26 protein-coding genes are annotated in these 26,205 nt (G+C 67.6%); 13 read left to right on the top strand and 13 right to left on the bottom strand.

Annotated features, from left to right (window positions below):
* Nucleotides 1-438, top strand: a complete 438-nt coding sequence (locus C6Y53_RS16250) for a tellurite resistance TerB family protein (protein WP_106473401.1) — start codon at nucleotides 1-3, stop codon at nucleotides 436-438.
* Nucleotides 431-1,222 carry a phosphate/phosphite/phosphonate ABC transporter substrate-binding protein gene (locus C6Y53_RS16245; protein WP_244614857.1) on the top strand — a complete coding sequence of 264 codons (792 nt, stop codon included), beginning with the start codon at nucleotides 431-433 and terminating at the stop codon, nucleotides 1,220-1,222. Before C6Y53_RS16250 ends, C6Y53_RS16245 begins: the two co-directional genes overlap by 8 nt.
* Before the next feature lie 40 nt (nucleotides 1,223-1,262).
* Here the strand turns inward: C6Y53_RS16245 and coaD are convergent, their stop codons facing one another.
* From coaD to C6Y53_RS16230, 3 genes are all read right to left on the bottom strand, one after another.
* Entirely contained in the window at nucleotides 1,263-1,769 is a 507-nt protein-coding gene (gene coaD, locus C6Y53_RS16240) for a pantetheine-phosphate adenylyltransferase (RefSeq protein WP_106473399.1), read from the bottom strand.
* A 61-nt stretch (nucleotides 1,770-1,830) separates the two neighbouring features.
* The gene (locus C6Y53_RS16235) at nucleotides 1,831-2,268 is read right to left on the bottom strand and encodes a CBS domain-containing protein (protein WP_106473398.1); all 438 of its coding nucleotides are present in this window, start codon (nucleotides 2,266-2,268) and stop codon (nucleotides 1,831-1,833) included.
* A 60-nt stretch (nucleotides 2,269-2,328) separates the two neighbouring features.
* The gene (locus C6Y53_RS16230; RefSeq protein WP_106473397.1) at nucleotides 2,329-3,225 is read right to left on the bottom strand and encodes a LysR family transcriptional regulator; all 897 of its coding nucleotides are present in this window, start codon (nucleotides 3,223-3,225) and stop codon (nucleotides 2,329-2,331) included.
* Between the two features lie 126 nt (nucleotides 3,226-3,351).
* Between C6Y53_RS16230 and C6Y53_RS16225 the strand changes: the two genes are divergently transcribed.
* The 7 genes from C6Y53_RS16225 to C6Y53_RS16195 all read left to right on the top strand — a co-directional run bounded on the left by C6Y53_RS16225 (nucleotide 3,352) and on the right by C6Y53_RS16195 (nucleotide 10,550).
* Nucleotides 3,352-4,851: a CoA-acylating methylmalonate-semialdehyde dehydrogenase gene (locus C6Y53_RS16225; RefSeq protein WP_106473396.1), complete on the top strand. Its 1,500-nt coding sequence runs from the start codon at nucleotides 3,352-3,354 to the stop codon at nucleotides 4,849-4,851.
* Between the two features lie 179 nt (nucleotides 4,852-5,030).
* Nucleotides 5,031-5,618: a L,D-transpeptidase gene (locus C6Y53_RS16220; RefSeq protein WP_106473395.1), complete on the top strand. Its 588-nt coding sequence runs from the start codon at nucleotides 5,031-5,033 to the stop codon at nucleotides 5,616-5,618.
* A gap of 66 nt (nucleotides 5,619-5,684) precedes the next feature.
* Entirely contained in the window at nucleotides 5,685-6,800 is a 1,116-nt protein-coding gene (locus C6Y53_RS16215; protein ID WP_106473394.1) for a carboxylate-amine ligase, read from the top strand.
* Nucleotides 6,801-6,899: 99 nt separating this feature from the next.
* Nucleotides 6,900-8,042, top strand: coding sequence for an acyl-CoA dehydrogenase family protein (locus tag C6Y53_RS16210; RefSeq protein WP_106473393.1), 1,143 nt, complete (start codon nucleotides 6,900-6,902; stop codon nucleotides 8,040-8,042).
* Nucleotides 8,043-8,046: 4 nt separating this feature from the next.
* On the top strand, nucleotides 8,047-9,084 hold the full coding sequence (locus C6Y53_RS16205) for an enoyl-CoA hydratase/isomerase family protein (protein WP_106473392.1): 1,038 nt from the start codon (nucleotides 8,047-8,049) through the stop codon (nucleotides 9,082-9,084).
* A 5-nt stretch (nucleotides 9,085-9,089) separates the two neighbouring features.
* Complete coding sequence (mmsB, locus tag C6Y53_RS16200) at nucleotides 9,090-9,962, top strand: 3-hydroxyisobutyrate dehydrogenase (RefSeq protein ID WP_106473391.1); 873 nt, start codon at nucleotides 9,090-9,092, stop codon at nucleotides 9,960-9,962.
* A gap of 186 nt (nucleotides 9,963-10,148) precedes the next feature.
* Nucleotides 10,149-10,550 (top strand): hypothetical protein, encoded by a 402-nt coding sequence (locus C6Y53_RS16195; protein WP_106473390.1) that lies wholly within the window; start codon nucleotides 10,149-10,151, stop codon nucleotides 10,548-10,550.
* A gap of 1 nt (nucleotide 10,551) precedes the next feature.
* On the opposite strand, the gene C6Y53_RS16190 is transcribed toward C6Y53_RS16195, so the two are convergent.
* The 9 genes from C6Y53_RS16190 to C6Y53_RS16150 all read right to left on the bottom strand — a co-directional run bounded on the left by C6Y53_RS16190 (nucleotide 10,552) and on the right by C6Y53_RS16150 (nucleotide 21,651).
* Nucleotides 10,552-11,136, bottom strand: a complete 585-nt coding sequence (locus C6Y53_RS16190) for a VOC family protein (RefSeq protein ID WP_106473389.1) — start codon at nucleotides 11,134-11,136, stop codon at nucleotides 10,552-10,554.
* Between the two features lie 67 nt (nucleotides 11,137-11,203).
* Nucleotides 11,204-14,086 carry an excinuclease ABC subunit UvrA gene (gene uvrA, locus C6Y53_RS16185; RefSeq protein ID WP_106473388.1) on the bottom strand — a complete coding sequence of 961 codons (2,883 nt, stop codon included), beginning with the start codon at nucleotides 14,084-14,086 and terminating at the stop codon, nucleotides 11,204-11,206.
* Between the two features lie 196 nt (nucleotides 14,087-14,282).
* Complete coding sequence (locus C6Y53_RS16180; protein ID WP_106473387.1) at nucleotides 14,283-15,563, bottom strand: BatD family protein; 1,281 nt, start codon at nucleotides 15,561-15,563, stop codon at nucleotides 14,283-14,285.
* Complete coding sequence (locus tag C6Y53_RS16175; RefSeq protein ID WP_106473386.1) at nucleotides 15,560-17,128, bottom strand: VWA domain-containing protein; 1,569 nt, start codon at nucleotides 17,126-17,128, stop codon at nucleotides 15,560-15,562. The genes C6Y53_RS16180 and C6Y53_RS16175 overlap by 4 nt, the downstream gene beginning before the upstream one ends.
* Nucleotides 17,125-18,144, bottom strand: coding sequence for a VWA domain-containing protein (locus C6Y53_RS16170; RefSeq protein WP_106473385.1), 1,020 nt, complete (start codon nucleotides 18,142-18,144; stop codon nucleotides 17,125-17,127). The genes C6Y53_RS16175 and C6Y53_RS16170 overlap by 4 nt, the downstream gene beginning before the upstream one ends.
* Entirely contained in the window at nucleotides 18,141-18,665 is a 525-nt protein-coding gene (locus C6Y53_RS16165; RefSeq protein ID WP_106473384.1) for a DUF4381 domain-containing protein, read from the bottom strand. Before C6Y53_RS16165 ends, C6Y53_RS16170 begins: the two co-directional genes overlap by 4 nt.
* Nucleotides 18,662-19,639, bottom strand: coding sequence for a DUF58 domain-containing protein (locus tag C6Y53_RS16160; RefSeq protein WP_106473383.1), 978 nt, complete (start codon nucleotides 19,637-19,639; stop codon nucleotides 18,662-18,664). Before C6Y53_RS16160 ends, C6Y53_RS16165 begins: the two co-directional genes overlap by 4 nt.
* A 10-nt stretch (nucleotides 19,640-19,649) precedes the next feature.
* A complete protein-coding gene (locus C6Y53_RS16155) occupies nucleotides 19,650-20,597 on the bottom strand; it encodes an AAA family ATPase (protein WP_244615017.1) in 948 nt (315 codons plus the stop codon).
* A gap of 79 nt (nucleotides 20,598-20,676) precedes the next feature.
* Nucleotides 20,677-21,651: an HAD family hydrolase gene (locus tag C6Y53_RS16150; protein ID WP_106473381.1), complete on the bottom strand. Its 975-nt coding sequence runs from the start codon at nucleotides 21,649-21,651 to the stop codon at nucleotides 20,677-20,679.
* Nucleotides 21,652-22,036: 385 nt separating this feature from the next.
* On the opposite strand from C6Y53_RS16150, the gene pobA reads away from it, so the two are divergent.
* The 4 genes from pobA to pcaG all read left to right on the top strand — a co-directional run bounded on the left by pobA (nucleotide 22,037) and on the right by pcaG (nucleotide 25,002).
* Nucleotides 22,037-23,206: a 4-hydroxybenzoate 3-monooxygenase gene (gene pobA, locus C6Y53_RS16145; protein WP_106473380.1), complete on the top strand. Its 1,170-nt coding sequence runs from the start codon at nucleotides 22,037-22,039 to the stop codon at nucleotides 23,204-23,206.
* A gap of 74 nt (nucleotides 23,207-23,280) precedes the next feature.
* Nucleotides 23,281-23,661 (top strand): 4-carboxymuconolactone decarboxylase, encoded by a 381-nt coding sequence (gene pcaC / locus C6Y53_RS16140; protein WP_106473379.1) that lies wholly within the window; start codon nucleotides 23,281-23,283, stop codon nucleotides 23,659-23,661.
* Nucleotides 23,658-24,383, top strand: a complete 726-nt coding sequence (pcaH, locus tag C6Y53_RS16135) for a protocatechuate 3,4-dioxygenase subunit beta (RefSeq protein ID WP_106473378.1) — start codon at nucleotides 23,658-23,660, stop codon at nucleotides 24,381-24,383. Before pcaC ends, pcaH begins: the two co-directional genes overlap by 4 nt.
* Nucleotide 24,384: 1 nt before the next feature.
* Nucleotides 24,385-25,002, top strand: a complete 618-nt coding sequence (gene pcaG, locus C6Y53_RS16130; protein WP_106473377.1) for a protocatechuate 3,4-dioxygenase subunit alpha — start codon at nucleotides 24,385-24,387, stop codon at nucleotides 25,000-25,002.
* Between the two features lie 11 nt (nucleotides 25,003-25,013).
* On the opposite strand, the gene C6Y53_RS16125 is transcribed toward pcaG, so the two are convergent.
* On the bottom strand, nucleotides 25,014-26,183 hold the full coding sequence (locus tag C6Y53_RS16125; protein WP_211299408.1) for a chorismate-binding protein: 1,170 nt from the start codon (nucleotides 26,181-26,183) through the stop codon (nucleotides 25,014-25,016).
* Nucleotides 26,184-26,205 lie beyond the last annotated feature (22 nt).

Below are 26,205 nucleotides of genomic sequence, written 5' to 3'. Positions count from 1 at the left end.
ATGTTCGCAGAATTCCTGAAACGGCTGGTGCAACCGGAACCCGAGCGGCTGGACGAGAACGACGCGCAACTGGCGCTGGCGGCGTTGCTGGTGCGGGTGGCGCGGTCGGACGGGCAGTATGACGCGACCGAAATTGCCCGCATCGACCAGGTGATCGGCGACCGCTACGGGCTGTCCGCCACCGGCGCCGCCGAGCTGCGGGGCCGGGCCGAACAGCTCGAGACCGAGGCCCCCGACACCGTGCGCTTCACCCGCGCCATCAAGGACGCGGTGGCGTATGAGGACCGCCGGTCGGTGGTCGAATCGCTGTGGTCGGTGGCGCTGGCGGACGGCGAACGCGCGCAGGAAGAGGATGCGCTGCTGCGGCTGGTGGCCAGCCTGCTGGGCGTCAACGACCGCGACAGCGCACTGGCGCGGCAAAAGGCGGCCCGTGGCTGACACGGCAGGGTCGCCCGGCCGGCTGGCCAGGCTGGGCATGTATGACCTGCCCGGGCTGCACGATGCCCATGACCGGCTGTGGCGGAACATCCGGGCGCGGCTGGAGACGGGGCCGGATACATATCCGCCGGCACTCGACCGGGACACTGACGCCTGGGAGGCGTGGCAATCGCCCCGCCTGCTGCTGGCGCAGACCTGCGGGCTGCCCTATCGCGCCCGGTTGCATGCGCGGGTCACGCTGGTCGGGGCGCCGGATCACCGCCTGCCCGGTTGCCCGCCCGGCCACTACCGATCGGTCATCGTGGCCCGCACCGATGATCCCCGCGACGACCTGCCCGCCTTTGCCGATGCGGTCTTTGCCTATAACGAGGGCCTGTCGCAATCCGGCTGGGCCGCGCCTGCGGCCCATTTCTCCGACCGGGGCATCCCGATGCCGCGCCAACTGTGCCGAACCGGTGGCCATGCCGCATCGGCAAGGGCGGTGGCGGAGGGGCGGGCCGATCTCGCCGCGCTCGATGCGGTCACATGGGAGATCCTGCGCGACACGCGGGCGCCCGGCATCGCCGCGCTGCGGGTGCTGGCGCAGACCGCCGCGACCCCCGCCCTGCCCTATATCACCGCGGCCGGGACCGATCCCGAACCGCTGTTCGACGCGCTGGCCGGGGCGATTGCCGATCTCGACCGGGCGGACCGCGATGCGCTGCACCTGCACGGCGTGGTTCGTCTGCCGGCGAGCGCCTATCTGGCCCTGCCCCTGCCGCCAGGGCCGTCACCAACATACTGACGGGAAAGCACCGGTCCCGAACCGGAGGAGGAAAGCCCGCTCAGGCAGGCTCGGACTGTCCCAACCGTTCCAGCAGCGCGTTGCGGACCTGGGGGGTGACGAATTTCGACACGTCGCCGCCCAGCCGGCAGATTTCCTTGACCAGTTTCGACGCAATCGCCTGCCGGCGCGCATCGGCCATCAGGAACACGGTCTCGACGGAATCATCCAGCGCCCGGTTCATGCCCACCATCTGGAATTCGTATTCGAAATCGGCCACGGCGCGCAGGCCGCGCACGATCACCTGCGCGCCCACGTCATGGGCGCAGTTGATCAGCAGGTTCTCGAACGGATGCGCGATGATCTCAGTTTCGGTCAGCTTCGACAGCGAGGCACATTCGGCCTCGATCATCTCGACGCGTTCCTCGAGCGTGAACAACGGCCCCTTGTCGCGGTTGATCGCAACCCCGATCACCAGGCGGTCGACCATGAGGGTCGCGCGGCGGATGATATCGATATGGCCCAGCGTGATCGGATCGAACGTGCCGGGATACAGCCCTATGCGCATGGCGGCCTCCTGCCCTGTCGCATTGATTTGCGCGGATGCATGAACCGTAGCGGGCGGGGCGTCAATGCCCCATGATCATGCCTTCCAGCGCCTCTTTCTCCATCGCGACCTCGGACAGCTGCGCCTTGACCAGATCGCCGATCGTCACGAGGCCGATCATGTCACCATTGTCGACCACCGGCATGTGGCGGAACCGGCCTTCGGTCATCTGGGTCAGCACTTCCTGCACGCTGGCCTGGCTGTTGCAGGTCACCAGGTTGCGGGTCATGTAGTCGCCCACGGATTTCTGCAGGCAGTCGCCGCCGGATTTCGCAAGTTCCCGCACGATGTCACGTTCCGACAGGATGCCGGTGGCGGATTTGCCGCCATCCTCGGACACCACCACCGAACCGATGCGCCTGTCCGCGAGTATCGCGGCGGCTTCGGCCACCGAGGCATCGGGTGACACCGTCAGCACACCCTGTTGCGGCTTGGACTTGAGAATCTGCTGCACGAGCATCAGGACACCTCCGCGAAATATGGCCTTGCAGGCAAAGCGTTGCCGCAATGGGCCATCGAGTCAAGTCAGGCTTTCGAGTCGCGCCACCTCGTCGCGCAACCCGGCCGCCAGCGCCTCGGCGAACCGGCTGAGCCGGACGCTGCGCCGGTCGCCCTGGTGGCGCAGCAGGTAGAAACTGCGCCGCAGCGCGATCAGGTCCGGCAGCACCCGGCGCAGCGATCCGTGGGCAGGCAGCGCGAAATCATGGGCCACGCACAGCCCGTCACCCTGCGCCGCGAGGCGCAGTTGCACCGGAACCGAGTTCGAGGCCAGCGCCACCCGCTCGATACCCAGATCGCGCAGGTAATCCAGTTCGGCGTCATAGATCATGTCCGGGATATAGCCGATCACGCGGCGGCCGCGCAGGTCCCCGAGGCAGCGGATCGGGGCGGTCCGGCGCAGATAGCGGCGCGACGCCACCAGGCTCAGCCGGTAATCGGTGATCTTCTGAACCAGCAGCGGCCCGGCGGCGGGCGGGCTGACCGCGATGCCGATATCGGCCTCGCGCCGCGACAGGTTGACGACCCGCGGCAGCGCCACGATCTGGATGTCGAGCTCGGGGTTGTCATCGGCGATCCCGGCGCAGACGCGGGGCAGCAGGTAATTGGCGCAGCCATCCGGCGCGCCGACGCGGATCTGCCCCGACAGGCTCCCGGACGAACCCGCCAGCGCCTCTGTCGCCGACCGCACCGCCTGCTCGGCCGCCTCGCCATGTTCCAGCAACCGTTCGCCCGCCGCCGACAGCAGGTAGCCCTGCGGCGATTTCACGAACAGCGGCGCGCTGACCGCCGCCTCCAGCCGCGCGACCCGCCGCCCGACCGTCGCCGGGTCGAGCTTGAGCACCCGGCCCGCGCCGGACAGGCTGCCTTCGCGCGCCACGGCGAGGAAGACGCGCAGATCGTCCCATTGGGGTGTCATCGGCACCTGCCTTTGCAATCCTGCAAAACCTGTTTGGGATCTTGCCTCTGTTCAGGGCATTTCCGCAAGCCTATGTTGCCAGCGCATTCACGAAACGAACGCACGCGATTCCAGAGGAGGACGGCGATGCAGGAACTGACCCACTACATCAACGGCGAACATGTCAAAGGCACATCCGGACGGTTCGCGGATGTCTACAACCCCGCCACCGGCGAGGTGCAGGCGCAGACGCCGCTGGCCTCCGAGGAAGAGCTGAACCGCGCGGTCGAATTTGCCGCCGCCGCGCAGCCGGCCTGGGCCGCCACCAACCCGCAGCGCCGCGCCCGCGTGCTGATGAAATTCGTGGCCCTGCTCAACCGCGACATGGACAAGCTGGCCGAGGCGCTGAGCCGCGAACACGGCAAGACCCTGCCCGATGCGGCCGGCGACGTGCAGCGCGGGCTCGAGGTGGTCGAATACTGCATCGGCGCGCCGCAGATGCTGAAGGGCGAATTCACCGACAGCGCCGGTCCCGGCATCGACATGTATTCGATGCGCCAGGCCCTGGGCGTGACGGCGGGCATCACCCCGTTCAACTTTCCCGCCATGATCCCGATGTGGATGTTCGCCCCGGCAATCGCCTGCGGCAACGCCTTTATCCTGAAACCGTCCGAACGTGACCCGTCGGTGCCGCTGATGCTGGCGGAACTGATGGAAGAGGCCGGGCTGCCCAAGGGCATCCTGCAGGTGGTGAACGGCGACAAGCAGGCGGTGGACGCGATCCTGCACCATCCGGTGATCCAGTCGGTCGGCTTTGTCGGATCGACCCCGATCGCCGAATACATCTACGCGACCGGCTGCGCCAACGGCAAGCGGGTGCAGTGTTTCGGCGGCGCCAAGAACCACATGATCGTGATGCCGGATGCCGACATGGACCAGGCTGCCGACGCGCTGGTCGGCGCCGGCTACGGCGCGGCCGGCGAACGCTGCATGGCGATCTCGGTCGCGGTTCCGGTGGGCGACGAGACCGCCGACCGGCTGATCGAAAAGCTGGTGCCGCGCATCGAAAAGCTGAAGGTCGGCCCCTACACCGCGGGCAATGACGTGGATTACGGCCCGGTCGTGACCGCCGCCGCCAAGGCCAATATCGAACGGCTGGTCCAGTCGGGCGTGGACCAGGGCGCGAAACTGGTCGTCGACGGGCGCGGGTTCCAGTTGCAGGGCTATGAAGACGGGTTCTTTGTCGGCCCGCACCTGTTCGACAACGTGACCCGCGACATGGACATCTACAAGACCGAGATCTTCGGCCCGGTCCTGACCACCGTCCGGGCGCAGAGCTATGAAGAAGCCCTGGGCCTGGCGATGGACCACGAATATGGCAACGGCACCGCGATCTTTACCCGCGACGGTGACGCGGCGCGCGATTTCGCCAACCGGATCAACATCGGCATGGTCGGCGTCAACGTGCCGATCCCGGTGCCGCTGGCCTATCACACGTTCGGCGGCTGGAAGAAATCGGCCTTCGGCGACCTGAACCAGCACGGGCCCGATGCGTTCAAGTTCTACACCCGCACCAAGACCGTGACCGCGCGCTGGCCGTCGGGCATCAAGGAAGGCGGCGAATTCTCGATCCCCGTGATGGAATAAGCCCCCCAAGAAAACTCCGGACCGGGCCGCGCATCGCCGCGGCCCGTTGTCCATCGCGCTCACGCGCGGCTGAATTTCGCGTGATCGGCGCCATTTCGGGATCCTGAACGCTGGCCGTGGTCTGAACGCCGGTATAGACAGTGGCAAAACAACGGCAAAACAACGTTTGAGGACGAGCCATGACCCACTCCACCCGCCGAGGCGTCCTGCTGGGCGCTGCCGCCACCCTGGCCACCCCGTCCCTGCTGCGCGCGCAGGACGCTGATACCGCCTATGACCGGGTCGACAGCATGCCGCCCGTCCGGCGCAACGCCTCGGCGTTCAAGGCGCAGGACTGGCGCGACCATTTCGACGAACTGGGCGCCGGTTGCCTGCTGGCCGATATCTCGAGCCGGGCGCTGCATTACTGGGGCCCCGACGGCGTGACCTACAAGCTGTTCCCGTCATCGGTGCCGCTGTCCGAGGAACTGACCCGCCGCGGCTATTCCCGTATCGTGCGCAAGGCCGAGAACCCGAGCTGGACGCCGACCGCGAACATGCGCGAGGCGGACCCGACCCTGCCCCGGCGCATTGAGGGCGGCGTGCCGGGCAACCCGCTGGGAACCCGGGCGATGTATCTGGACTGGCCCGCCTACCTGATCCACGGCACCCATGACACCCGCAAGATCGGGCGTCAGAGCAGCTCGGGCTGCATCGGTCTCTACAACTACCATGTCGAGGCGCTGTTTCCGCTGGTCCAGATCGGCACCCAGGTCCGCCTGCTGTAACGGTTTACGCCGCCCTGCCCCGCGTCTAGGCTGATCCACAGCCGGACACGGGGGAGAGGCAGGCCGATGCAGAATGGCTTCACGCTCGGGATCGAGGAAGAATACCTTCTGGTTGACCGTGACAGCGGGTGCCTGACCACCGCCCCGCCCGCGCTGATGGAGGCCTGCCAGAAGGACCTGCAGGGGCAGGTCAGCCCCGAATTCCTGCAATGCCAGATCGAGGTCGGCACCGCCGTCTGCCCGACGATCGGCCATGCGCGCGACGACCTGCGCCGCCTGCGCGCCAGCGTGTCGCGCCACGCGGAAACCCACGGCCTGTCCCCCATCGCCGTCAGCTGCCATCCCTTCGCCGACTGGAAGGACCAGCAGCACACCGACAAGGAACGGTATTCCGATATCCAGCGCGCCCTCGGCGGCGTTGCGCGGCGGATGCTGATCTGCGGCATGCATGTGCATGTGGGCATCGAGGACCGCGAGCTGCGCACCGACCTGATGCCGCAGATCTGCTATTTCCTGCCGCACCTGCTGGCGCTGTCGGCATCCTCGCCGTTCTGGCAGGGCGAGGATACGGGGCTGGCGTCATACCGGCTGACGGTGTTCGACAACCTGCCCCGGACCGGGCTGCCGCCGCAATTCCAGAGCTGGGCCGAATATGAACGCACCGCCCAGATCCTGATCGACCTCGGCGTGATCGAGGACACCACCAAGATCTGGTGGGACCTGCGCCCGTCGCACCGGTTCCCGACCATCGAGACCCGGATCATGGATGTGCAGCCCCGGCTGGAACATACCCTGTCGCTGGCGGCGCTAATCCAGTCGGTGTCGCGGATGCTGTGCCGGCTGCGCGAACGCAACCAGCGCTGGCGCATCTACGACCGGTTCCTGATCGCCGAGAACCGCTGGCGCGCGCAGCGCTACGGCATGGCCGAGGGCCTGATCGATTTCGGCACCCCGTCGATCAAGCCCTTTGCGCAGTTGCTGGACGAGCTGATCGGGCTGCTGTCCGAGGATGCCGAGGCCCTGGGCGTGCTGACCGAGCTGGCGGCCCTGCGCGGCATCGTCGAGCACGGCAACAGCGCCACCCGGCAGCGCCGGGTCCATGCCGAGGCCAGCGCCCGCGGCGAAGACGCCGGTCGCGCGGTCGTTCGCCACCTGATCGACGAGTTCCACCACGACCTGTGATCGCCCTTTCGACGGTTGCAATATTGCTGTAAGAAATCGGAATTAAACAGGCGTTCAATTCACCGCGCTGCCGCATCCCGCCCGCAGGAGGAGCATCACATGGATTTCGCACTGACCGAGGAACAAACCGCCATATTCGACATGGCCCACGCGTTCGGGCAGGACCATATCGCGCCCTTCGCCCGCCAGTGGGAGGCCGACGGCACGATCCCCAAGGACCTGTGGCCGCGGATCGGCGAACTGGGCTTTGGCGGGCTCTATGTGTCCGAGGACGGCGGCGGTTCGGGCCTCACCCGGCTCGACGCCACGCTGGTCTTCGAAGCGCTTTCGATGGCCTGCCCGTCGGTTGCCGCCTTCCTGTCGATCCACAACATGTGCGCCAAGATGCTCGACACCTTTGCCAGCGACGACCTCAAGGCGCGGGTGATGCCGGATGTGCTGACGCTGGAAACGGTGCTGTCCTACTGCCTGACCGAACCCGGTTCGGGATCCGACGCCGCCGCGCTCAAGACCCGCGCGGAGCGCACCAATGACGGCTACACGCTCAACGGGACCAAGGCGTTCATCTCGGGCGGCGGCTATTCCGACGCCTATGTCTGCATGGTGCGCACCGGGGCCGAAGGCCCCAAGGGGATTTCCACGCTTTATGTCGAGGACGGCACGCCGGGGCTGAGTTTCGGGGCGCTGGAGGACAAGATGGGCTGGAAAAGCCAGCCCACCGCGCAGGTCCAGTTCGACGATTGCCGGGTGCCTGCCGGCAATCTGGTCGGCACCGAGGGCGACGGGTTCAGATACGCGATGGCCGGGCTGGATGGCGGGCGGCTGAACATCGCCTCCTGTTCGCTGGGCGCGGCCCAGACCGCGATGAACATGACGCTGCAATACATGTCCGAACGCAAGGCTTTCGGTCAGTCGATCGACCAGTTCCAGGCGCTGCAATTCCGGCTGGCCGACATGGAGATCGAGTTGCAGGCGGCCCGGACCTTCCTGCGCCAGGCCGCGTGGAAACTGGACCAGGGCACGCCGGATGCGTCGAAATTCTGCGCCATGGCCAAGAAATTCGTCACCGAGGCCGGATCGAAGATCGTCGACCAGTGCCTTCAGCTGCATGGCGGCTATGGCTACCTGGCCGATTACGGGATCGAGAAGCTGGTCCGCGACCTGCGCGTGCACCAGATCCTCGAAGGCACCAACGAGATCATGCGCGTGATCACGGCGCGCCACCTGCTCGCGGGGCGCTGAACCGATGGGCGATATCGACATCCGGGTCGCAGGATGCGCCGGGCGGATCACCCTGAACCGCCCCAAGGCGCTGAACGCGCTGACCTACGGGATGTGTCTCGAGATCGACACCGCCCTGCGCCGCTGGCGCGATGACAACACGGTTGCCTGCATCGTGATGGACGCCGCCGGCGACCGCGCCTTCTGTGCCGGTGGCGACATCGCCGAACTCTACGAAACCGGGCAGCGCGGCGATTTCGACTATGGCCGGAAATTCTGGCGCGACGAATACCGCATGAATGCTGCGATCTTCGAATATCCCAAGCCGGTGATCAGCTTCCTGCAGGGGTTCACCATGGGTGGCGGCGTGGGCGTCGGCTGTCACGGCACGCACCGGGTGGTGTGCGAAAACTCGGCCATCGCCATGCCCGAATGCGGCATCGGACTGGTGCCCGACGTGGGCGGGTCGCTGATCCTGGCGCTGGCGCCGGGGCGCCTGGGCGAATATCTCGGGCTGACGACGGCCCGGATGGATGCCGGCGACGCGATCCGCGCCGGGTTTGCCGATCACTACATCCCCCGCGCCCGCTGGGCCGACCTGATCGCACGGCTGGAGAAGACCGGCGACGCGACGCTGGTCGCCACGGCGGCCGAAATGCCGCCGCAGGGGGCGCTGGCACCGCGCGAGGCGCAGATTGACGCGCTCTTTGCCGGCGCCACGCTGGCCGACATCGTCAACGCGCTGAAGGCAGATGACAGCGATTTCGCCACCGATGCGCTCAGGGCGATGGGGCGCAATTCGCCGCTCTCGATGGGCTGCACGGTCGAGATGCTGCACCGGCTGCGCGGCGCGGGCAGCATCCGGCAGGCGCTGGAAATGGAATACCGGTTCACCCATCGGGCGATGGAGCACGGGGATTTTCTGGAAGGTATCCGGGCCGCGATCATCGACAAGGATCGCAACCCGGACTGGCGGCACGATCTCGACCCGCCGCCGGCGGCCGGGGTCTACAGGATGCTGCTGCCACTGGGCGACGACACGCTGACATTCGAAGGGGAGTGAGAGAGATGAAGATCGGGTTCATCGGACTGGGCAACATGGGCGCGCCGATGGCCGCCAACCTGGCGGCGGCGGGGCATGATGTCACCGGCTTCGACATGGCCGAAGTGTCCGTCGCGGGTGTCGCGATGGCCGACAGCGCGGTGGCGGCGGCCACCGGGGCCGAGGTGGTGATCACCATGCTGCCCAACGGCGCGATCCTGCGCGGCGTCGCGGACCAGGTGATCCCCGCGATGACGGCGGGCGCCACGCTGGTCGACTGTTCGACCGTCGATGTGGACAGCGCGCGCGCGGTGGCGGAACAGGCGGCCGGGGCCGGCCTGCTGGCGGTGGACGCGCCGGTGTCGGGCGGCATCGGCGGCGCCGCCGCGGGCACGCTGACCTTCATGGCCGGCGGGACCGACGCTGCCTTTGCGGTGGCAGCGCCGCTTTTCGACATCATGGGGCAGAAGGCCGTGCATTGCGGCGCGGCGGGTGCCGGCCAGGCGGCCAAGATCTGCAACAACATGATCCTGGGCGTGACCATGATCGCCACCTGCGAAGCCTTCGCGCTGGCCGACAAGCTGGGGCTGGACCGGCAGAAGATGTTCGACGTGGTGTCCACCTCGTCGGGCTACAGCTGGACCATGAACGCCTATTGCCCCGCCCCCGGCATCGGTCCGCAATCGCCCGCCGACAACGGATACCAGCCGGGATTCGCGGCCGAGCTGATGCTGAAGGACCTGCGGCTGAGCCAGCAGGCGGCGGAAGGCGCGGATGCGGACACGCCGATGGGCGAACTGGCCGAGACGCTCTATGCCCGGTTCGTCGAAACCGAGGACGGCAAGGGCATGGATTTCAGCGCCATGCTGCCCCGGTTCGAAAAACGCAGGCGCGGCTAGGACAAGCGCATCCCGCACCGGGGGCAACCGGCGGATGCGGTGCCGGTCGGTCGGCGGAAATACCGCGTCGCGGCGGCCCCGGCCGGCGGATACTTGCGCAGCACGCTGGCCCGGCACAGCCGTGATCCCTGTGAAACGGGACGGCACCGTATTATGAAGGGCGACGCCGCAACACGGAGCGCGCCCATGAAACTGCTGACATCCGCCGCGACGATCCTAGCCCTGGCCGTGACTCCTGTTGCCGGCTGGGCCGGAAACGGCAATGGCAAGGGAAAAGGCAACGGGAACAAGGTGAAGGTCGAGCGCGTCACCCCCGGCGGGACTACCCGTTCCGGGCAACGCGCGATCCATTGCCCGCCCGGCCTGGCCAGGAAAGCCGTGCCCTGCCTGCCCCCCGGCCAGATCAAATCGCGCTACGCGGTCGGGGACGTCATCACCCGCGACTACCTGCCGATCGACCATCCCGGCCGCTACGGGCTGCCGCGTGACGGCTATTACCTGCGGGCCGGCGATTACGTCTATCGCGTGAGCCGCGAAACGCACAAGGTGCTCAACCTGATCGGCGCCGTGGCCGACATCCTGAACTGACTCAGCGATACGGGTCGCGGGGGCCGCGATCCTGCGACAGGGTCTCCTGACGCGCGACCACCAGTTCCTCGATCGCGTCGGCCAGATGGATACGGTCGATATTGTAGTCGCCGCGCGCCACCCGGATCCGATGCGCCCGGATCAGAACATCGACATGGGTGCAGCCGACCGGCGGCTCGAACCGATAGCTCGCCAGTTCGATCAGCAGGCCCAGCGGGTCGGTGAAATAGATCGAATCCATGAAGCCGCGGTCGCGGGGGCCGGAATGCTTGATCCCGCGTTCGTCCAGCCGTTCGACCGCCTGCCAGAACGTCGCCTGCGACACGTTGAAGGCCAGGTGATGCACGCATCCCGGATCGGTCGGCGTGCGCCTGGGCGTGCCTTTGCGGGCCTCGTTGGTAAAAACCGTGATCAACCGCCCGTCGCCCGGGTCGAAATAGACATGGCCTTCGTCGGGATCGTCCAGATTGGGCTGGTCGAACACAAAGGGCATGCCCAGCACGCCTTCCCAGAAATCGATGGTGCTTTGCCGGTCGGTGCCGGTCAGGGTGATGTGATGCACACCCTGGGTCTGTAGCTTGCGCATGATCTTTCCTCCCGCTGCCGGTCATCGGCCCAGAATAGCCCGCGGGCCGGGTGCCGTCACTCCGCAGTCATTCCGCTGCGACCCGTTCCGGGTTCAGCATCGGCTTCAGGTAATGCCCGGTATGGCTGTTGCCGCAGGCGGCGACCTGTTCGGGGGTGCCGGCGGCGACGATCCGGCCGCCCCCGTCCCCGCCTTCGGGCCCGATGTCGATGATCCAGTCGGCGGTCTTGATCACGTCGAGATTATGTTCGATCACCACCACCGTGTTCCCCTGCTCGACCAGTTCGTGCAGCACTTCGAGCAGCTTGCGCACGTCCTCGAAATGCAGGCCCGTGGTCGGTTCGTCGAGAATGTAGAGCGTCCGTCCCGTCGCCCGTTTCGACAGTTCCTTGGACAGCTTCACCCTTTGCGCCTCGCCCCCGGACAGGGTCGTCGCCTGCTGGCCCACCTTGACATAACCCAGCCCGACACGCGCCAGCGCATCCATCTTGTCGCGGATCGACGGCACCGCCTTGAAGAACTCCTGCGCATCCTCGACCGTCATGTCCAGCACATCGGCGATGCTCTTGCCCTTCCAGGCGATTTCGAGCGTTTCGCGGTTGTAGCGCGCGCCCTTGCAGGTTTCGCAGGTGACATAGACATCGGGCAGGAAATGCATCTCGATCTTGATCACCCCGTCACCCTGGCAGGCCTCGCAACGCCCGCCCTTGACGTTGAAGCTGAAGCGGCCGGGCTTGTAGCCCCGCGCCCTCGCCTCGGGCAGCCCCGCGAACCAGTCGCGGATCGGCGTGAACGCACCGGTATAGGTGGCCGGGTTGCTGCGCGGCGTCCGCCCGATCGGGCGCTGGTCGATGTCGATCACCTTGTCGAGATGTTCCAGACCCTTGATGGTCTCGCAGGGCGCGGGCGTCTGCCGCGCCCCGTTCAGCCGCATCGAGGCGGTCTTGAACAGGGTTTCCACCGTCAATGTCGATTTTCCGCCGCCGGAAACTCCGGTGACGCAGACGAACCTGCCGAGCGGAAACTCGGCGGTGACGTCGCGCAGGTTGTTTCCCGTCGCCCGGACCACCGTCACCGCCTTGCCATTGCCGGAGCGGCGCTGGTCGGGCACCGGGATCTCGCGCGCGCCGGACAGGTACTGGCCGGTCACCGAAGCCGGGTCGGCGGCGATGTCGCCGGGCGTTCCCCGGCTGACCACGCGGCCGCCATGCACCCCGGCCCCCGGTCCGATATCCAGAACGTAATCCGCCTCGCGGATCGCTTCCTCGTCATGCTCGACCACGATCACGGTGTTGCCCTGGTCGCGCAGGTTCTTCAGCGTTTCCAGCAACCGTCCGTTGTCGCGCTGGTGCAGGCCGATCGACGGTTCGTCGAGAACATAAAGCACCCCGGTCAGCCCCGAGCCGATCTGGCTGGCCAGCCGGATGCGCTGGCTTTCCCCGCCACTTAGGGTGCCGCTTGAACGTGACAGCGTAAGGTATTCAAGCCCCACGTTATTCAGGAATCCCAGACGTTCCCGGATCTCCTTGACGATGGCGCGCGCGATCTCCTGTTTCTGGGCGCTCAGATGCTCGGGCACCGCGTCGATCCAGGCCAGCGCCTCGCGGATCGACATCTGCACCACCTCGCCCACATGCCGCAGTTTTCCCGGCCCGTCACCGGCAGAACCGATCTTCACCGCCAGCGCCTCGGGGCGCAGCCGGTGGCCGCCGCAGGCGTGGCAGGGGCGGTTGTTCTGGTAGCGTTCGAACTCCTCGCGCACCCAGTTGGAATCGGTCTCGCGATAGCGCCGCTCCATGTTGGGGATCACCCCCTCGAACACGCGCGTCACCTCGTAGACCCGCCCGCCATCGTCATAGCGGAACCTGATTTCCTCGTCGCCGGACCCGTAGAGGAACACCTGCTGAACCCGGGCGGGCAGATCCTTCCAGGGGGTCGCCTTGTCAAAGTCGAAATGCCGCGCAATCGCTTCGATGGTTTGCAGGAAATAGGGCGATTTTCCCTTGCGCCAGGGCGCGAGGGCACCGTCATAGACGCGCAGGGTCGTGTCCGGCACCACCAGGCGTTCGTCAAAGAACAGTTCCATCCCCAGCCCGTCGCAGTCGGGACAGGCCCCGAAAGGCGCGTTGAAGGAAAACAGCCGGGGTTCGATCTCGGGGATGGTAAAGCCGCTGACTGGACAGGCAAAGTTTTCGCTGAACGTGATCCGTTCGGGGTCGCCCTCGCGCGGGGCGGTTTCCAGAACCGCGATCCCGTCGGCCAGGTCCAGAGCGGTGCGCAGGCTGTCGGCCAGCCGTGTCTCCATGCCGTCGCGGATCACCAGGCGGTCGACCACCACGTCGATGTCATGGCGGAATTTCTTGTCCAGGACCGGCGGATCATCGAGATCGTGGAACGCACCGTCCACCTTGACCCGCTGGAACCCCTGCTTGCGCAGTTCCAGGAACTCCTTGCGGTACTCGCCCTTGCGGTCGCGCACGATCGGGGCCAGCAGATAGGCGCGCGCGCCCTCCTCCATCGTCATGATCCGGTCGACCATGTCCTGCACCTGCTGCGCCTCGATCGGCTGCCCGGTGGCCGGCGAATAGGGCGTGCCCGCGCGCGCGAACAGCAGCCGCAGGTAATCGTAGATCTCGGTCACCGTGCCGACGGTCGAACGCGGGTTTTTCGAGGTCGTCTTCTGTTCGATCGAGATCGCCGGGCTGAGTCCCGAGATATGGTCGACATCGGGCTTTTCCATCATGTCGAGGAACTGCCGCGCATAGGCGGACAGGCTTTCGACATAGCGCCGCTGCCCTTCGGCATAGATGGTGTCGAATGCCAGGCTCGATTTGCCCGACCCGGACAGCCCGGTGATCACCACCAGCCGGTCGCGCGGAATGTCCACGTCGATGGATTTCAGGTTGTGTTCGCGCGCGCCGCGAACCTCGATCTGTTTCAGCTCGACCATGATGCCCCCGGAATGACGGAACAGACATAAGCCCGTCATCGCGAGTGTCCAACAAAATCTACAGAACGTAAAGAGAACAAATCGCCGGTCCGCCAATTCATGCCGGCAGGTTCGCGGTGGTTGCTGGCCCGCTCGCCATTGTCCGGCTGGTGATCGGCTGGTGTCCGGCCGGCGGACCGGGCCTCTCTCGCGACGGTCAGGCCGCGCCTTCGGGGTTGAGAGGCGGCAACACCCCGGCTTCCGGACGTGAGGCCGACACCCTGCGCGCCCGCCTGAGCGCATCGCCGAGCGCGTCCCAGGCCGCGCCTTCGCGGTTCCCGGCCCCGACCGCGCGGCCATATTGCGCCGCCCCCAGCGCGAGCAACGCGGACTGGACACCGGCATCCCGGCGCGGATCGGGGCGGCCCGCGCGCGAGGCCCAGAGATCGAGCGCCGGGCGCAGCGCGGCATGATCGCGCGCGGCCAGCGCACGGGTCAGGACCCGCCACGCATGGGCCTCTGATGCCAGCACGTCCCGGCGGCGTGCGTCGATACGGTGCCGGAGCGCGGGCATCACCCGCCGAAGGGCGAGAGCGATGAGCCATGCCACGAGTAGCGCGGCAACGGCGATGGCGGCCAGAACCCGCCGGTCCCTCGGCTCGGCCCGCGACACCGGCGGGCCGTCGACCCGGATCGCGACGGTCTCGGCCTGCGCCGTCCTGACCTCGCCCGCGTCGATGTCGAACCAGTCCAGCGACACCGCAGGCAACACCCCCTCCGTGCCGCCTTCGGCGACGAAGGTGACGCTCTCGGTCCGCGCCCCGCCCGGGTCGCCGCGGGTGTCGGTTTCCTCGACGACCGGTTCGTCGGGATAGGCGGCGATGCCGGGAATGTCGCCCGATGGCATCAGCGGCGGCAGGAACATGGGTGACACGCCCTGAACCTCGATCCTGACTGTGCGCGTGAAACTCTGCCCGGGCGTCATCGCCTCGGGCGTGCCGTCGATCTGCTGGGTCAGGTGCAGGTCGCTGGCCGCGATGAACGGATCGAGCCCCCCGGCCCCCTCGGGCACGACCCCGCGAAAGGCGACCGGGTCCGTCACCAGCGTCACCTTCTCGGTCTCGCCGGTCGCGGGGTTGTTCCACGTCACCACGACATCCTGCGCCGGGATCGTGAAATTGCCGGGCACCATCGGCGACAGCCGGTAATGCCGCGTCACCCCCGACCAAGTCTCGCCTCCGATCCGTTCGGAGGTCGGGTTGGTCGACCGCCCCGGCAGCCGCACCAGCAGGTTCGGCAGTTCCATCGACGGCCAGACCGGCGGGTCGGGCATGAAGGTCGGAACCAGCACCGTCAGGCGCAGGCTGAGCGACTGGCCGGGAATGGTCTCGGTCTCGGGGAACCGGACCCGCAGCTGCGGCGTGTCGGCCCCCTGCCCGCGAACCGGACCCGGCAGCACCAGCGCGAGAACGAGGATCAGGTGCAGCCGCCGGATCATTCGTCACCGCCCTCGTCCTGCGGGTCCGTGGCGGCATCGGGCGTTTCCGCCGCGCCTGACAGCTCGAGCGCAAAGCGCAGGCGCAGGAAATCCCCGGTCCTCGTATCGACCGTGTTCATCCATTGATCGGCGGTCAGCAGCCCCTGGTTCCCATCCACCTTTTCGACCTCCAGTTGCGTTTCGGCACCGGCTCCGGATTCATTGTCGAACACCACGTCGTCGGCACCGATGCCGCCGTCCTCTCCGGTGTCGGACTGTTCGCGTTCGCGTTCGACGTAATCGACGATCCGGCGCGCCCGTTCGAGGTTTTCGGCGGCGCCGGGATATTCGGGATCGCGGGCCAGCACGGTTTCGAACGACCGCACCCCATCGCGATAGGCGCGGGATTTGATATGGGCCATCCCCTGGATGAACGCCGCCTCAGGCGTGTCGAGACGATCGAGCACCGTGACGGCCTCTTCGTACTGGCCATCGCGATAGAGCGCATAGCCACGCCACAGCGGATCGACGAACAGATCCGCCGCGCGTTCGAAATCGCGATCCTGAAACGCCAGCCGGCCCTGCTGGTCGGGGGTCAGGAACCAGTCGGCCACGCCCTCGGCCTGCGCCGGCCGGGGCGGATGCAGCGCAAACGACACTGCGGCGATCACCGCCCAGCGCATGGTCCAGCCGCGACGGAACCAGAACAGCAGCATCAGCGCCACCGGCCAAGCCAGCCAGTGGGCGCGGTCCTCCCACGGCTGGTCACCATCCTTCAGCTGCGCGCGCAGAAAGGCCGCGTTCAGCAGCCCGTCGATGCGCCGGATATCGGCGGCATCCGGGCTGACGGCCACCACCGGCACGCCCAGCGCGTCCAACCCCCGGTCGCGGTTGCCCTCGGGCCGCATCGCCAGCACCGCGATCGGCGTATCGCTGGCATCCAGCGCGGGCGCGTCGGCGGGGTCGATCGCATCGGTCACGAACAGGATACCGCCGGGGGCGGTTTCGTCGTCCAGCAGCGCACGCGCGAGGCGCAGCGCGTCAGCCGCCAACGCCCCGTCGCGCGGCATGATGTCGGGTGACAGACCCTCGAGATAAGGCAGCATGACCTGCGCATCCTCGGTCATCGGCAGGACCACATGGGCGCTGCCGGCATAGGCCACCAGCGCGGTGCGCCCACCGGCCCGCAGGTCGAGGAAATCGCGGATCTTCTGCTTGCCGCGTTCCAGGCGCGACGGCGCCACGTCGCGCTGCTCCATCGTCGCGGTCACCGCGAGCACGACGACCGCCGGGGCGGATTGGGCGGCAAACGGATCGGGCTGGCGCGACCAGGTCGGCCCGGCGGCCCCAAGCACGGCAAGAGCCAGCATCGCGGCCACGCCGTCGATGGGAAGAAATCGGCGGCGCCCCTCCGCCCCGACGATCAGCGCATCGCGCAGATGCGGCGCGATTGCGGGGGCGACGACCCGGCGCGACCGCCCGGCCCGCCGCACCATCCACCACAGGACCAGCACCAGCGGCAGCAGACCCAGCCAGACCGGGCGCAGGAAATGAAAGGCCTCGACGAGAATGGCGATGGCGGTCATGCGGACACCCCGCCGGGATCGGCCGTCTGCCGCGATCCGGCGCGGCGGCGCGCGGCGATGACATGCAGCAGCGCGACGGAGATGCACCCGATCAGCGCCGCGAGCCCGAGCGCGACCCAGGACAGGGACCGGCGCGGCCGGTAGGACAGGGTTTCCACCTCGCGCGGGGCCAGCGCGTCGATCCGGTCATACACGGCCTGCAGCGCGCCTTCGTCCTCGGCAAAAAAATACGCCCCGCCGGTCCGGTCGGCGATGGCCTGAAGCGTGACCAGGTCCACACGGTTCTCGCCGGTCGCATCCGGGTCGCCGACGCCGATGCTGAAGATCTCGACCCCGCGATCCGCCGCGATCTCGGCAGCGTTGATCGGGCTCATGCGGCTCGCGGTGTCCGACCCGTCCGACAGCAGGATCAGCAACCGCTGCTCGATCTCGCTGGTCTCGAAGGTGCGGATCGACAGGCCGATCGCATCGCCGAGCGCGGTGTGCGGCCCGGCCATGCCGACCTCGGTCCGGTCGAGCAGTTCCGAGATGGTGTCGAGATCGTCGGTCAGCGGCGCCTGCAGATAGGCGGCGGTGCCGAACACGATCAGCGCCATCCGGTCCCCGTCGCGGCCCGCGACAAAGGCCTGCACCACGTCGCGCACGCCCGCGAAGCGCTGTTTGGTCGTCCCGTCGGGTGTCGCGAAATCACGGGCATCCATCGACCCCGAAATGTCGATGGCAAGCACCACGTCCCGCGCGGCGCGTTCCATCGATACCGGGGCCCCCACCCGTTCCGGGCGCGCCAGCGCCAGCACCACCAACGCCCAGCACAGGATCGCCGCGATCATCGCGAGGCGGGGCCGGGTCAGCACCACCGCCCCGGCACGCGCCTCGGCGCCCGCGGCGGCGGTGACATGCCGGAAAAAGGGAAACCGCAACGCCTGTTCCCGTTCCCGGTGCGGCGGCATCAAACGCCAGACCAGCACCGGCAGGGGCAGCAGGACCAGCGCCCAGGGTGCGGCGAGCGAGATCATGCCTTGCCCCCGTGGTCGGCGGGCATGGTCGCCGCGCGATGGGTGCGCAGCCAGGTCCCGGCCGCATCGCGCAGTTCATCCGACGGCGCGGCCGCGTCGTCGCGATAGGGGGCCAGCCGCAATTCCTCGCCCGCCGCGGCCGGAAAACCGCCGCGCCCGGTTCGGTCGAGATACGCGACCCAGTCCCGCCCCGCGAGACCGGCGACCTCGGCCCGCGGATAGGCGGCGAGCGCCGCGCGGCGCAAGATCACGGCGATGTCGGCGGCGGTTCCCGCCTGATCTAGCGCCGTCAGCGCGGCACGACGATAGGCATCGGCCCGGCACCGCGCGGCCCAGCGCCAGAGCAGCCAGGCCAGCAGCACGACGATCAGCACGGCAAGCGCGGCCCAGCCCCAGGTCTGCGGGACCAGCGGAACCGGCGGCGGCTCGACCGGGTCGATCAATCCGTCGATCAGGTCGACGAGGTTCTCCGGCCCCGCCCCGGCCGCCGCAGAGCCGGTTCCGGTCTGCGCGTCGCTCATCCCGGTCCCAGCCCCATCAGGCGCCGCAATTGCGGCAGCGTTTCCTCGCCCGCCGACAGTGGCAGGACCGGCACGCCATGGCGGCGCTGCCAGTTCGCCACCTCGCCCAGGCGCCCCTGCGACAAGGATGCCAGGCCCTGCCGGGCACCCGGCGCGTCGGTGTCGATCTCGGCCTGCAACCGGCCATCCGACACCACCAGCCGCATACCCGCCGGCACCTCGCCCGCGACCGGGTCGGAAACCGGGACCAGCACCAGATCGTTGCGCCGGGCCAGCCCCGACACCACCCGCTCGGTCTGTTCGTCGATCCCGTCGAAATCGCTGAGCACGATGACCAGGTGGTTGCGCGATGCGATCCGGGCAACCGCGCGCAGCACCCGGGTCAGCCCGATCGGCTCGACCGCCGGGGCATCGGCCCGCAGCAGCCCGTTCGCATCGGCCAGCGCGGTCAGGAACCGGTTCAGGGCGGCGCGGCTGCGTTGCGGGCGCATCTCGGCCAGCAGGTCATCGCCGAACACGATGCCGCCGACCCGGTCGCCCTGATCGAGAATGCGGAACGCCGCCAGCGCGGCGGCCTCGGCGGCCGTCACCGATTTCATGTTCAGGACCGATCCGAAGAACATGCTCATCCGCTGGTCGACGACGATCAGCGCGGGGCGGTCCCGTTCCTCGGTCATGACCCGAACATGCGGGCGACCGGTACGGGCGGTTACCTTCCAGTCGATGGCGCGAATGTCGTCGCCGGGCAGGTAGTCGCGCAGTTCCTCGAAATTCAGCCCCCGCCCGCGCAGGCGCGAGGCATGGCGCCCGTTCAGCGCCGAGCGCGCGGGCTGGCGCGGCAGGAAACTGAGACTGCGGGCGCGTGTTTCGAGCGTGCGCAGATGCGCCAGGTCGACATGCACGCGCGGGTCGGTCGCGCCCGGCGGCCGCGGCGGCAGCGTTCCGGTCCTGCTGCGGGCGGTGCGATCCTGCATCCTCTCTCCCTCAGGGCAAGGCGACCTGCCGGACCACCTCGGCTACCACCGCGTCGGCGCTGATGCCTTCGCCCTGCGCCTCGTAGGTCAGGCCGAGCCGGTGGCGCATCACGTCGCCGACGATGGCACGCACGTCCTCGGGATCGACATAGTCGCGCCCGGCGAGCCAGGCATGGGTGCGGCCACACCTGTCGAGCGCGAGCGAGGCGCGCGGACTGGCCCCCACCTCGATCCAGCGTTTCAGGTCGTCGCCGAACGCCTCCGGAACGCGGGTCGCGTTGACCAGGGCGGCCATGTAACGCTCCATCTGGTCCGAGACATGCAGCCCGGCAATGCCGCGCCGGGCCTCGAACACGGCCGTTTGCGCGATCGGCGCAGGTGTGTCCGCCGGGGCGGTGCCGGCGGGGGCCTGGGCGGCGATTTCCTCGCCGCGCACGAGCCGGATCACCTCGACCTCGTCCTCGACCGGCGGGTAGGTGATGTTGACGTGCATCAGGAACCGGTCCATCTGCGCCTCGGGCAGCGGATAGGTGCCTTCCTGTTCGATCGGGTTCTGGGTGGCCATCACCATGAACAGCGGCGGCATCTTGTGGGTCGTGCCCGCGACCGTGACCTGCCGTTCCTCCATCGCCTCCAGCAGCGCCGCCTGGACCTTGGCCGGCGCCCGGTTGATTTCATCGGCCAGCACGAGGTTGGCAAAGATCGGGCCGGGCTCGAACCGGAACTCCGAACCGCCCTCGGCCTGGTAATAGACCTCGGTGCCGGTCACGTCCGACGGCAGCAGGTCGGGGGTGAACTGGATGCGGCTGAAATCGCATTCGAGATTTCGCGCCAGCGCCTTGATCGCGCGGGTCTTGGCCAGACCCGGCAGCCCTTCGACCAGAAGGTTGCCATTGGCCAGCAGCCCGATCAGCAAACGTTCGATCACATCGCGCTGGCCGATGATCGCCTCGCCCATCCGGGCGCGCAGGGCGTCGATCTGGGCGCGCGCATCGCAGGGCTGCGCGGCGGTCCCGGCCGCGGTTCCGGCGCTCACGTCACTCGCCATCGGGCCAGACCCGGCGCCAGTCATTCGCCATGTCGACCAGCACCCAGCCGCGCCCGGCGGCTTCGTCGAGGCCGCGGTCCAGAACACCTACATGGCCCTCGCGGTCATAGGCAAATTCGCGTTCCGCATCGGTATGATGCACGATCAGACCAAAGCGCGCGCCGTCGCCGGCGGTGGTCCATTCCAGCATCGCGAAATCGCCGTCGGAATTGCCCGCGGCAAAGATCGGGCGCTGGCCGATATGGCGCATGATGCCCACCGGCTTGCCCTCCTTGTCGTCGATGAAGGTGACGCCGCCCTCCTTGGACAGGGTGGGAGTGCCGTCTTCGCCGACCGCGTAGACGGTATTGGCCTCGGTTCCCACGACCTGCCAGGGCGGGATGCCATAGGTGTCATCGGCAAATGACCGGATGAAATCGATGCCGCCGCCCGAGACGATCCAGGTGGTGAAATCCTCGTCGCGCAGGTAGCTCAGCAGTTCCAGCATCGGCTGATAGGTCATGGTAACCAGCGGCTTGCCGGTGTCCGGGTGCTGCGTCGTGGCCAGCCACTGGCGGCTCTCGGCGAGGAACTCATCGACCGTCATGCCGGCATGGGTCACCGACTGGATTTCCAACAGCCCGGCCTCGCCCGCAGCGGCGACCGTTTCCAGATCGCCCGCATTGGCGGCCCGCAGCACGTCCGAGGTCAGGATGCTCTCGTCCTCGGCGGCCAGTTTGCGCAGACGGTCAAAGGCAAAGAGAAACTGGAAATAGAGCGGCTGTTCCGCCCAGAGCGTTCCGTCATTGTCAAAGGTGGCGATGCGGTCGGCGGGGGTGACATAGTCCGGCGATGCCGGATCGGTCACGCTTTCGACAAAGGCGATGATCGCCGATTTCGACGCGCCGTCGTTCCATGACGGCAGCGGGTCGGCAAGGCATGGACCGGCGGCGAGCAGCGCGGCGGTGAAAACGAAATGACGCATGGGATACCTCATCATATCGGTGGAACCATATCGGTGGAACCGGAGGCGCCCGGCCCCGGACGCCCTGCATATCTCTGTGGCCGGGCGCCCCGAGGGGGGCCCCGCAATATTGCCGACCGCCTGTTCAGACCCGCATGGAACGGGGGCTGGCGGTTCCGAAAACTGCTTTGTCCGGCGTCATCACGCCCCCCGTTCCTTGCAACGGATCACGCCATGATTCAGCGCGGCTCCGCGTTGCGCATTATCGGCCTGCGCCCCGCCAAGTCAAACCCTTCGCTCCACCACCTCGTGCGGCAACGGGTCCAGCCACATCCCAGGGTTGCCGAACAACTCAATTTCATTCCCATCCACAATATGCGTAGATATCCCGGTGAGGGGGAGTGGAATGAATACACGGGTGGCAATCATAGGCGGCGGCCCCTCGGGGCTGCTGTTGTCGCAACTACTGCACATGCGCGGCATCGACAACGTGGTGCTGGAACGCAAGACCAGGGACTATGTGCTGGGCCGCATCCGCGCGGGCGTTCTCGAACAGGGGCTGGTCCGCCTGCTCGAGGAGGCAGGCTGCGCCGGGCGACTGCATGCCGAGGGGTTCGTCCACGACGGCACGCTGGTGGCCTATGGCAACGAGATCTTTCGCGTCGATTTCACCGAACACACCGGATCGCCGGTGATCGTCTATGGCCAGACCGAAGTGACCCGCGACCTGTATGACGCCCGCGAAAAATCCGGCGGCCCGATCGAATTCAACGTCGAGGATGTCGCCATTCACGGCGCCGATACCGATGCGCCGCATGTGACATATGCGGTCGACGGCACGGCCCGGCGGATCGACTGCGATTTCGTGGCCGGCTGCGACGGGTTCCATGGCGTCAGCCGCCAGACCATCCCGCTGACCGTGCGCCGGGAATACGAAAAGATCTATCCCTTCGGCTGGCTCGGCATCCTGTCGGAAACACCGCCGGTGAACGACGAACTTGTCTATGCCAACTCGGCGCGGGGCTTCGCGCTGTGTTCGATGCGCAACGACAATCTCAGCCGGTACTACATCCAGTGTTCGCTGTCGGACAGCCCCGACGACTGGACCGACGAGGCGTTCTGGCAGGAACTCAAACGCCGCATCCCCGCCGAACAGGCCGGCAGGCTGGTCACCGGCCCGTCGATCGAGAAAAGCATCGCGCCGTTGCGGTCCTTCGTGACCGAACCGATGCGCTGGGGCCGGCTGTTCCTGTGCGGCGACGCCGCCCATATCGTGCCACCCACGGGCGCCAAGGGGCTGAACACCGCCGCCTCGGACGTGCACTATCTCTATCATGCGCTGCGCGATTTCTATGACAACGGATCGTCCGCCGGTATCGACGGCTATTCCGAAACGGCCCTGAAACGGGTGTGGAAGGCGGAACGGTTCTCGTGGTGGTTCTCGTCGCTGCTGCACCGCTATCCCGACCAGTCCGAATTCGACCTGAAGATGCAGATTGCCGAACTGGATTTCCTGCGCTCGAACGCGGCCGCCCAGAAGGCGATGGCGCAGAACTATGTGGGATTGCCCTATTGAGACGGGGCCGCGAAGGACATGACGCCGGCCGGCCCCTGCCGACAACCGGCCCCTGACACTGGAGGAACAGACCGATGTCCGAACGATTTGACCAAGGCATGGCCACCCGCCGCGCCGTGCTGGGCGATGCCCATGTCGACCGGGCCGAAGCGGCCAAGACCGACTTCGACCGCCCGTTCCAGACCATGATCACCGAAGGGGCCTGGGGCACGCTCTGGGCCGACGACACGATCAGCCGCCGCGAACGGTCGATGCTGACGCTGGCCCTGCTCGCCGCCACCGGCAATTTCGAGGAGATCCCGATGCATGTCCGCGCCACGGCCAATACCGGCGCCAGCAGGGATGACGTGATGCAGGCGTTTCTGCATGCCGCGGTCTATGCCGGCGTGCCCAGGGCCAACCATGCGATCAAGCTGGCCAAGCAGACCTTTGCCGAGATGGAGGACGGCGCATGACGACACCCGCCGACTATTATCAGCGCGACCGGGGCCGGCACCCGCGCGCCCTGACACCGGATTACAAGACTTCGGTTGCCCGCTCGCCGCGGCTGCCGCTGATCAGCCTGCAGCAAACGGTCAGCGAAATCACCGGCCCCGTATTCGGCCATGACGATGTCGGCCCGCTCGATCACGACCTGATCCGGAACTATGCCAAAGACGGCGACCCGATCGGTGAACGGATCATCGTGCATGGCCGGGTGCTGGACGAAGACGCGCGCCCCGTGCCCGACACGCTGGTGGAAATCTGGCAGGCCAATGCGGGCGGGCGCTATCGCCACAAGAAAGACACCTACCTGGCGCCGATCGACCCGAATTTCGGCGGCTGCGGACGCACGATGACCGGCGCGGACGGGCGCTATGCCTTCCGCACGGTCAAGCCCGGCGCCTATCCCTGGCGCAACCTGGTCAACAACTGGCGGCCCGCGCATATCCATGTCAGCGTGTTCGGCCGGTCGTTCAGCCAGCGCCTGATCACGCAGCTCTATTTCGAGGGCGACCCGCTGATCGCGCTCTGCCCGATCGTGCAGACGCTGCCCGACGCGGATGCCATCGACCAGCTGACCGCCAAGCTGGACATGAACGCGACGATCCCGCTGGATACGATCGCCTACAGGTTCGACATCGTGCTGCGCGGGCGCCGCTCGACGATGTTCGAAAACCGCCCGGAGGGGAACTGACATGCTCAAACCGGACTATCTCAGGGAAACGCCGTCGCAGACCGCCGGTCCCTATGTGCATATCGGGCTCGCGCCGGGCGCGGCGGGGTTCGACATCTATGACCGCGAACTGGGCTGGGACATCGCCGGTCCGAACGCCAAAGGCGAACGCATCCGCGTCGAAGGGCTGGTGATCGACGGCACCGGCAGCCCGATCAAGGACGTGATGCTCGAGGCGTGGCAGGCCAATGCCGCAGGCCATTACGCCCATCCCGAAGGCGGCGGGCCGGTCGAGGACGGGTTTCGCGGCTGGGGCCGTGTCATCACCGATTTCGAAACCGGCGAATGGGCGTTCGAGACCGTCAAGCCCGGCGCGGCCAAGGGGCGGTCGGGGCTGCTGATGGCCCCGCATATCAGCCTGTGGGTGGTGGCACGCGGCATCAATATCGGTCTCAACACGCGCATGTATTTCGACGACGAAACCGAGGCCAACGCCGCCGACCCGGTGCTGAACCTGATCGAATGGGAAAACCGGCGCCCGACGCTGATCGCCCGGCGCCGCGAAGGCGACGGACAGGCGGTCTACCGGTTCGACATCCGCATCCAGGGCGACGACGAAACCGTCTTTTTCGACATCTGAACCGGGTGAGGCTAGAGGACCTGCCCGATGGTCCTGGTCTTCTCGACCGTTTCCTGCCACTCCAGCGCCGGGTCGGACGCTGCGACGATGCCGCCGCCCACATGCAGCAGGATCCGGTCCCGCAGGACGCGGGCCGAGCGCAGGTTGACATAGAGCCGGGTGCCCGCGCCGACCCGTTTCGGGCCCAGGTAACCGGTGTAGAAGCTTCGCGTATCGCCCTCTTCGGCCAGGATGAAATCATGGGCCCCGGCGCGCGGCATCCCGCACACGGCGGATGTCGGGTGCAGACGCCGCAGCAGACCGGCAAGTTGCGGTTCGGGCGCAGCCGGGGCGCGGAAATCCGAACGGAGGTGATAGAGGTTTGCCGCGCGCACCGTGGCGGGCGGCGTTTCGCTGACGCCTGCGATGCCCTCGGCGGCAAAGGCATCGCGAATGAACGCGGCGACGAACCCCTGTTCCTCGACGATCTTGTCGGACCAGATCAGGTCGGCAGGATCGGTGTCAGGATCGCTGTCCGGATCTGGCCATTGCGTGCCGGCCAGCGCCATCGTGCGCAGGCCGGTGTCATCGGCGTGCAGCAGGATCTCCGGCGTCGCGGTCAGCCATGTCCCGGTCGGTTGCGACGACACCAGCGACACGAAGGCATGGGGATGCACCCGCGCCAGATCGTCGGCCAGCGCGCAAAGGTCATGCCCGACCGGCAGGTCGCGCGCATCGACGCGCGACAGCACGATCTTGTCACAGGCCCCGGCGTGGATCGCCGCAACGGCGCGGGTGACGCGGGCCTCGTAATCCGGGGCCGAAACCGGCTCGGGCACCGGCACCGTGGTCGCGGGCGCCTGGATTCCGCCACCCTCCGCGCCCCCGGCCAGCCGCGATTGCGCGGGCGTGACCGGTGTTTGCGAAAACCCCGCGCCGGTCCAGAACCGGGCGCCGTCGGCGGTGATCAGCACCTCGGCGGGCAGGTGCCAGGCGCGGTTGCCGTCATCGGTGCGAAACGGCGCCATGACAAAGGCGGGCTGGCCGCCGCTGCCGCCGAACACAGGCTCGACCCGCGGCGCGCCGGATCCACAGATCATCCGGAACCCGTCATCGCCGGGCTCGCGCCAGAGCGCAAAGGGCAGGTTCTCGGTCACGCACAGCCGGCAGGCCGCACGTTGTTGCGGGGTGATCTTGGTCATCGGTCGCGCCTTCTCCTGTCGC

Origin of the sequence: Pukyongiella litopenaei, from assembly GCF_003008555.2 — a bacterium.
In the GTDB taxonomy this organism is placed as follows: domain Bacteria; phylum Pseudomonadota; class Alphaproteobacteria; order Rhodobacterales; family Rhodobacteraceae; genus Pukyongiella; species Pukyongiella litopenaei.
Note: the sequence above shows the minus strand (reverse complement) of the source record. Positions and strands in the feature narration are given on the sequence as shown.

What these genes read in the sequence shown, in the direction of transcription:
- C6Y53_RS16215 (WP_106473394.1), top strand. Translation starts at nt 5,685, where the DNA reads ATGCAGAATGGCTTCACGCTCGGGATCGAGGAAGAATACCTTCTGGTT.
- C6Y53_RS16250 (WP_106473401.1), top strand. Translation starts at nt 1, where the DNA reads ATGTTCGCAGAATTCCTGAAACGGCTGGTGCAACCGGAACCCGAGCGG.
- C6Y53_RS16160 (WP_106473383.1), bottom strand. Translation starts at nt 19,639, where the DNA reads ATGCAGGATCGCACCGCCCGCAGCAGGACCGGAACGCTGCCGCCGCGG.
- C6Y53_RS16180 (WP_106473387.1), bottom strand. Translation starts at nt 15,563, where the DNA reads ATGATCCGGCGGCTGCACCTGATCCTCGTTCTCGCGCTGGTGCTGCCG.
- C6Y53_RS16170 (WP_106473385.1), bottom strand. Translation starts at nt 18,144, where the DNA reads ATGATCTCGCTCGCCGCACCCTGGGCGCTGGTCCTGCTGCCCCTGCCG.
- pobA (WP_106473380.1), top strand. Translation starts at nt 22,037, where the DNA reads ATGAATACACGGGTGGCAATCATAGGCGGCGGCCCCTCGGGGCTGCTG.
- mmsB (WP_106473391.1), top strand. Translation starts at nt 9,090, where the DNA reads ATGAAGATCGGGTTCATCGGACTGGGCAACATGGGCGCGCCGATGGCC.
- uvrA (WP_106473388.1), bottom strand. Translation starts at nt 14,086, where the DNA reads ATGGTCGAGCTGAAACAGATCGAGGTTCGCGGCGCGCGCGAACACAAC.
- C6Y53_RS16150 (WP_106473381.1), bottom strand. Translation starts at nt 21,651, where the DNA reads ATGCGTCATTTCGTTTTCACCGCCGCGCTGCTCGCCGCCGGTCCATGC.
- coaD (WP_106473399.1), bottom strand. Translation starts at nt 1,769, where the DNA reads ATGCGCATAGGGCTGTATCCCGGCACGTTCGATCCGATCACGCTGGGC.
- C6Y53_RS16190 (WP_106473389.1), bottom strand. Translation starts at nt 11,136, where the DNA reads ATGCGCAAGCTACAGACCCAGGGTGTGCATCACATCACCCTGACCGGC.
- C6Y53_RS16165 (WP_106473384.1), bottom strand. Translation starts at nt 18,665, where the DNA reads ATGAGCGACGCGCAGACCGGAACCGGCTCTGCGGCGGCCGGGGCGGGG.
- C6Y53_RS16220 (WP_106473395.1), top strand. Translation starts at nt 5,031, where the DNA reads ATGACCCACTCCACCCGCCGAGGCGTCCTGCTGGGCGCTGCCGCCACC.
- C6Y53_RS16225 (WP_106473396.1), top strand. Translation starts at nt 3,352, where the DNA reads ATGCAGGAACTGACCCACTACATCAACGGCGAACATGTCAAAGGCACA.
- pcaG (WP_106473377.1), top strand. Translation starts at nt 24,385, where the DNA reads ATGCTCAAACCGGACTATCTCAGGGAAACGCCGTCGCAGACCGCCGGT.
- C6Y53_RS16210 (WP_106473393.1), top strand. Translation starts at nt 6,900, where the DNA reads ATGGATTTCGCACTGACCGAGGAACAAACCGCCATATTCGACATGGCC.
- pcaH (WP_106473378.1), top strand. Translation starts at nt 23,658, where the DNA reads ATGACGACACCCGCCGACTATTATCAGCGCGACCGGGGCCGGCACCCG.
- C6Y53_RS16175 (WP_106473386.1), bottom strand. Translation starts at nt 17,128, where the DNA reads ATGACCGCCATCGCCATTCTCGTCGAGGCCTTTCATTTCCTGCGCCCG.
- C6Y53_RS16205 (WP_106473392.1), top strand. Translation starts at nt 8,047, where the DNA reads ATGGGCGATATCGACATCCGGGTCGCAGGATGCGCCGGGCGGATCACC.
- pcaC (WP_106473379.1), top strand. Translation starts at nt 23,281, where the DNA reads ATGTCCGAACGATTTGACCAAGGCATGGCCACCCGCCGCGCCGTGCTG.
- C6Y53_RS16235 (WP_106473398.1), bottom strand. Translation starts at nt 2,268, where the DNA reads ATGCTCGTGCAGCAGATTCTCAAGTCCAAGCCGCAACAGGGTGTGCTG.
- C6Y53_RS16195 (WP_106473390.1), top strand. Translation starts at nt 10,149, where the DNA reads ATGAAACTGCTGACATCCGCCGCGACGATCCTAGCCCTGGCCGTGACT.
- C6Y53_RS16155 (WP_244615017.1), bottom strand. Translation starts at nt 20,597, where the DNA reads ATGGGCGAGGCGATCATCGGCCAGCGCGATGTGATCGAACGTTTGCTG.
- C6Y53_RS16125 (WP_211299408.1), bottom strand. Translation starts at nt 26,183, where the DNA reads ATGACCAAGATCACCCCGCAACAACGTGCGGCCTGCCGGCTGTGCGTG.
- C6Y53_RS16230 (WP_106473397.1), bottom strand. Translation starts at nt 3,225, where the DNA reads ATGACACCCCAATGGGACGATCTGCGCGTCTTCCTCGCCGTGGCGCGC.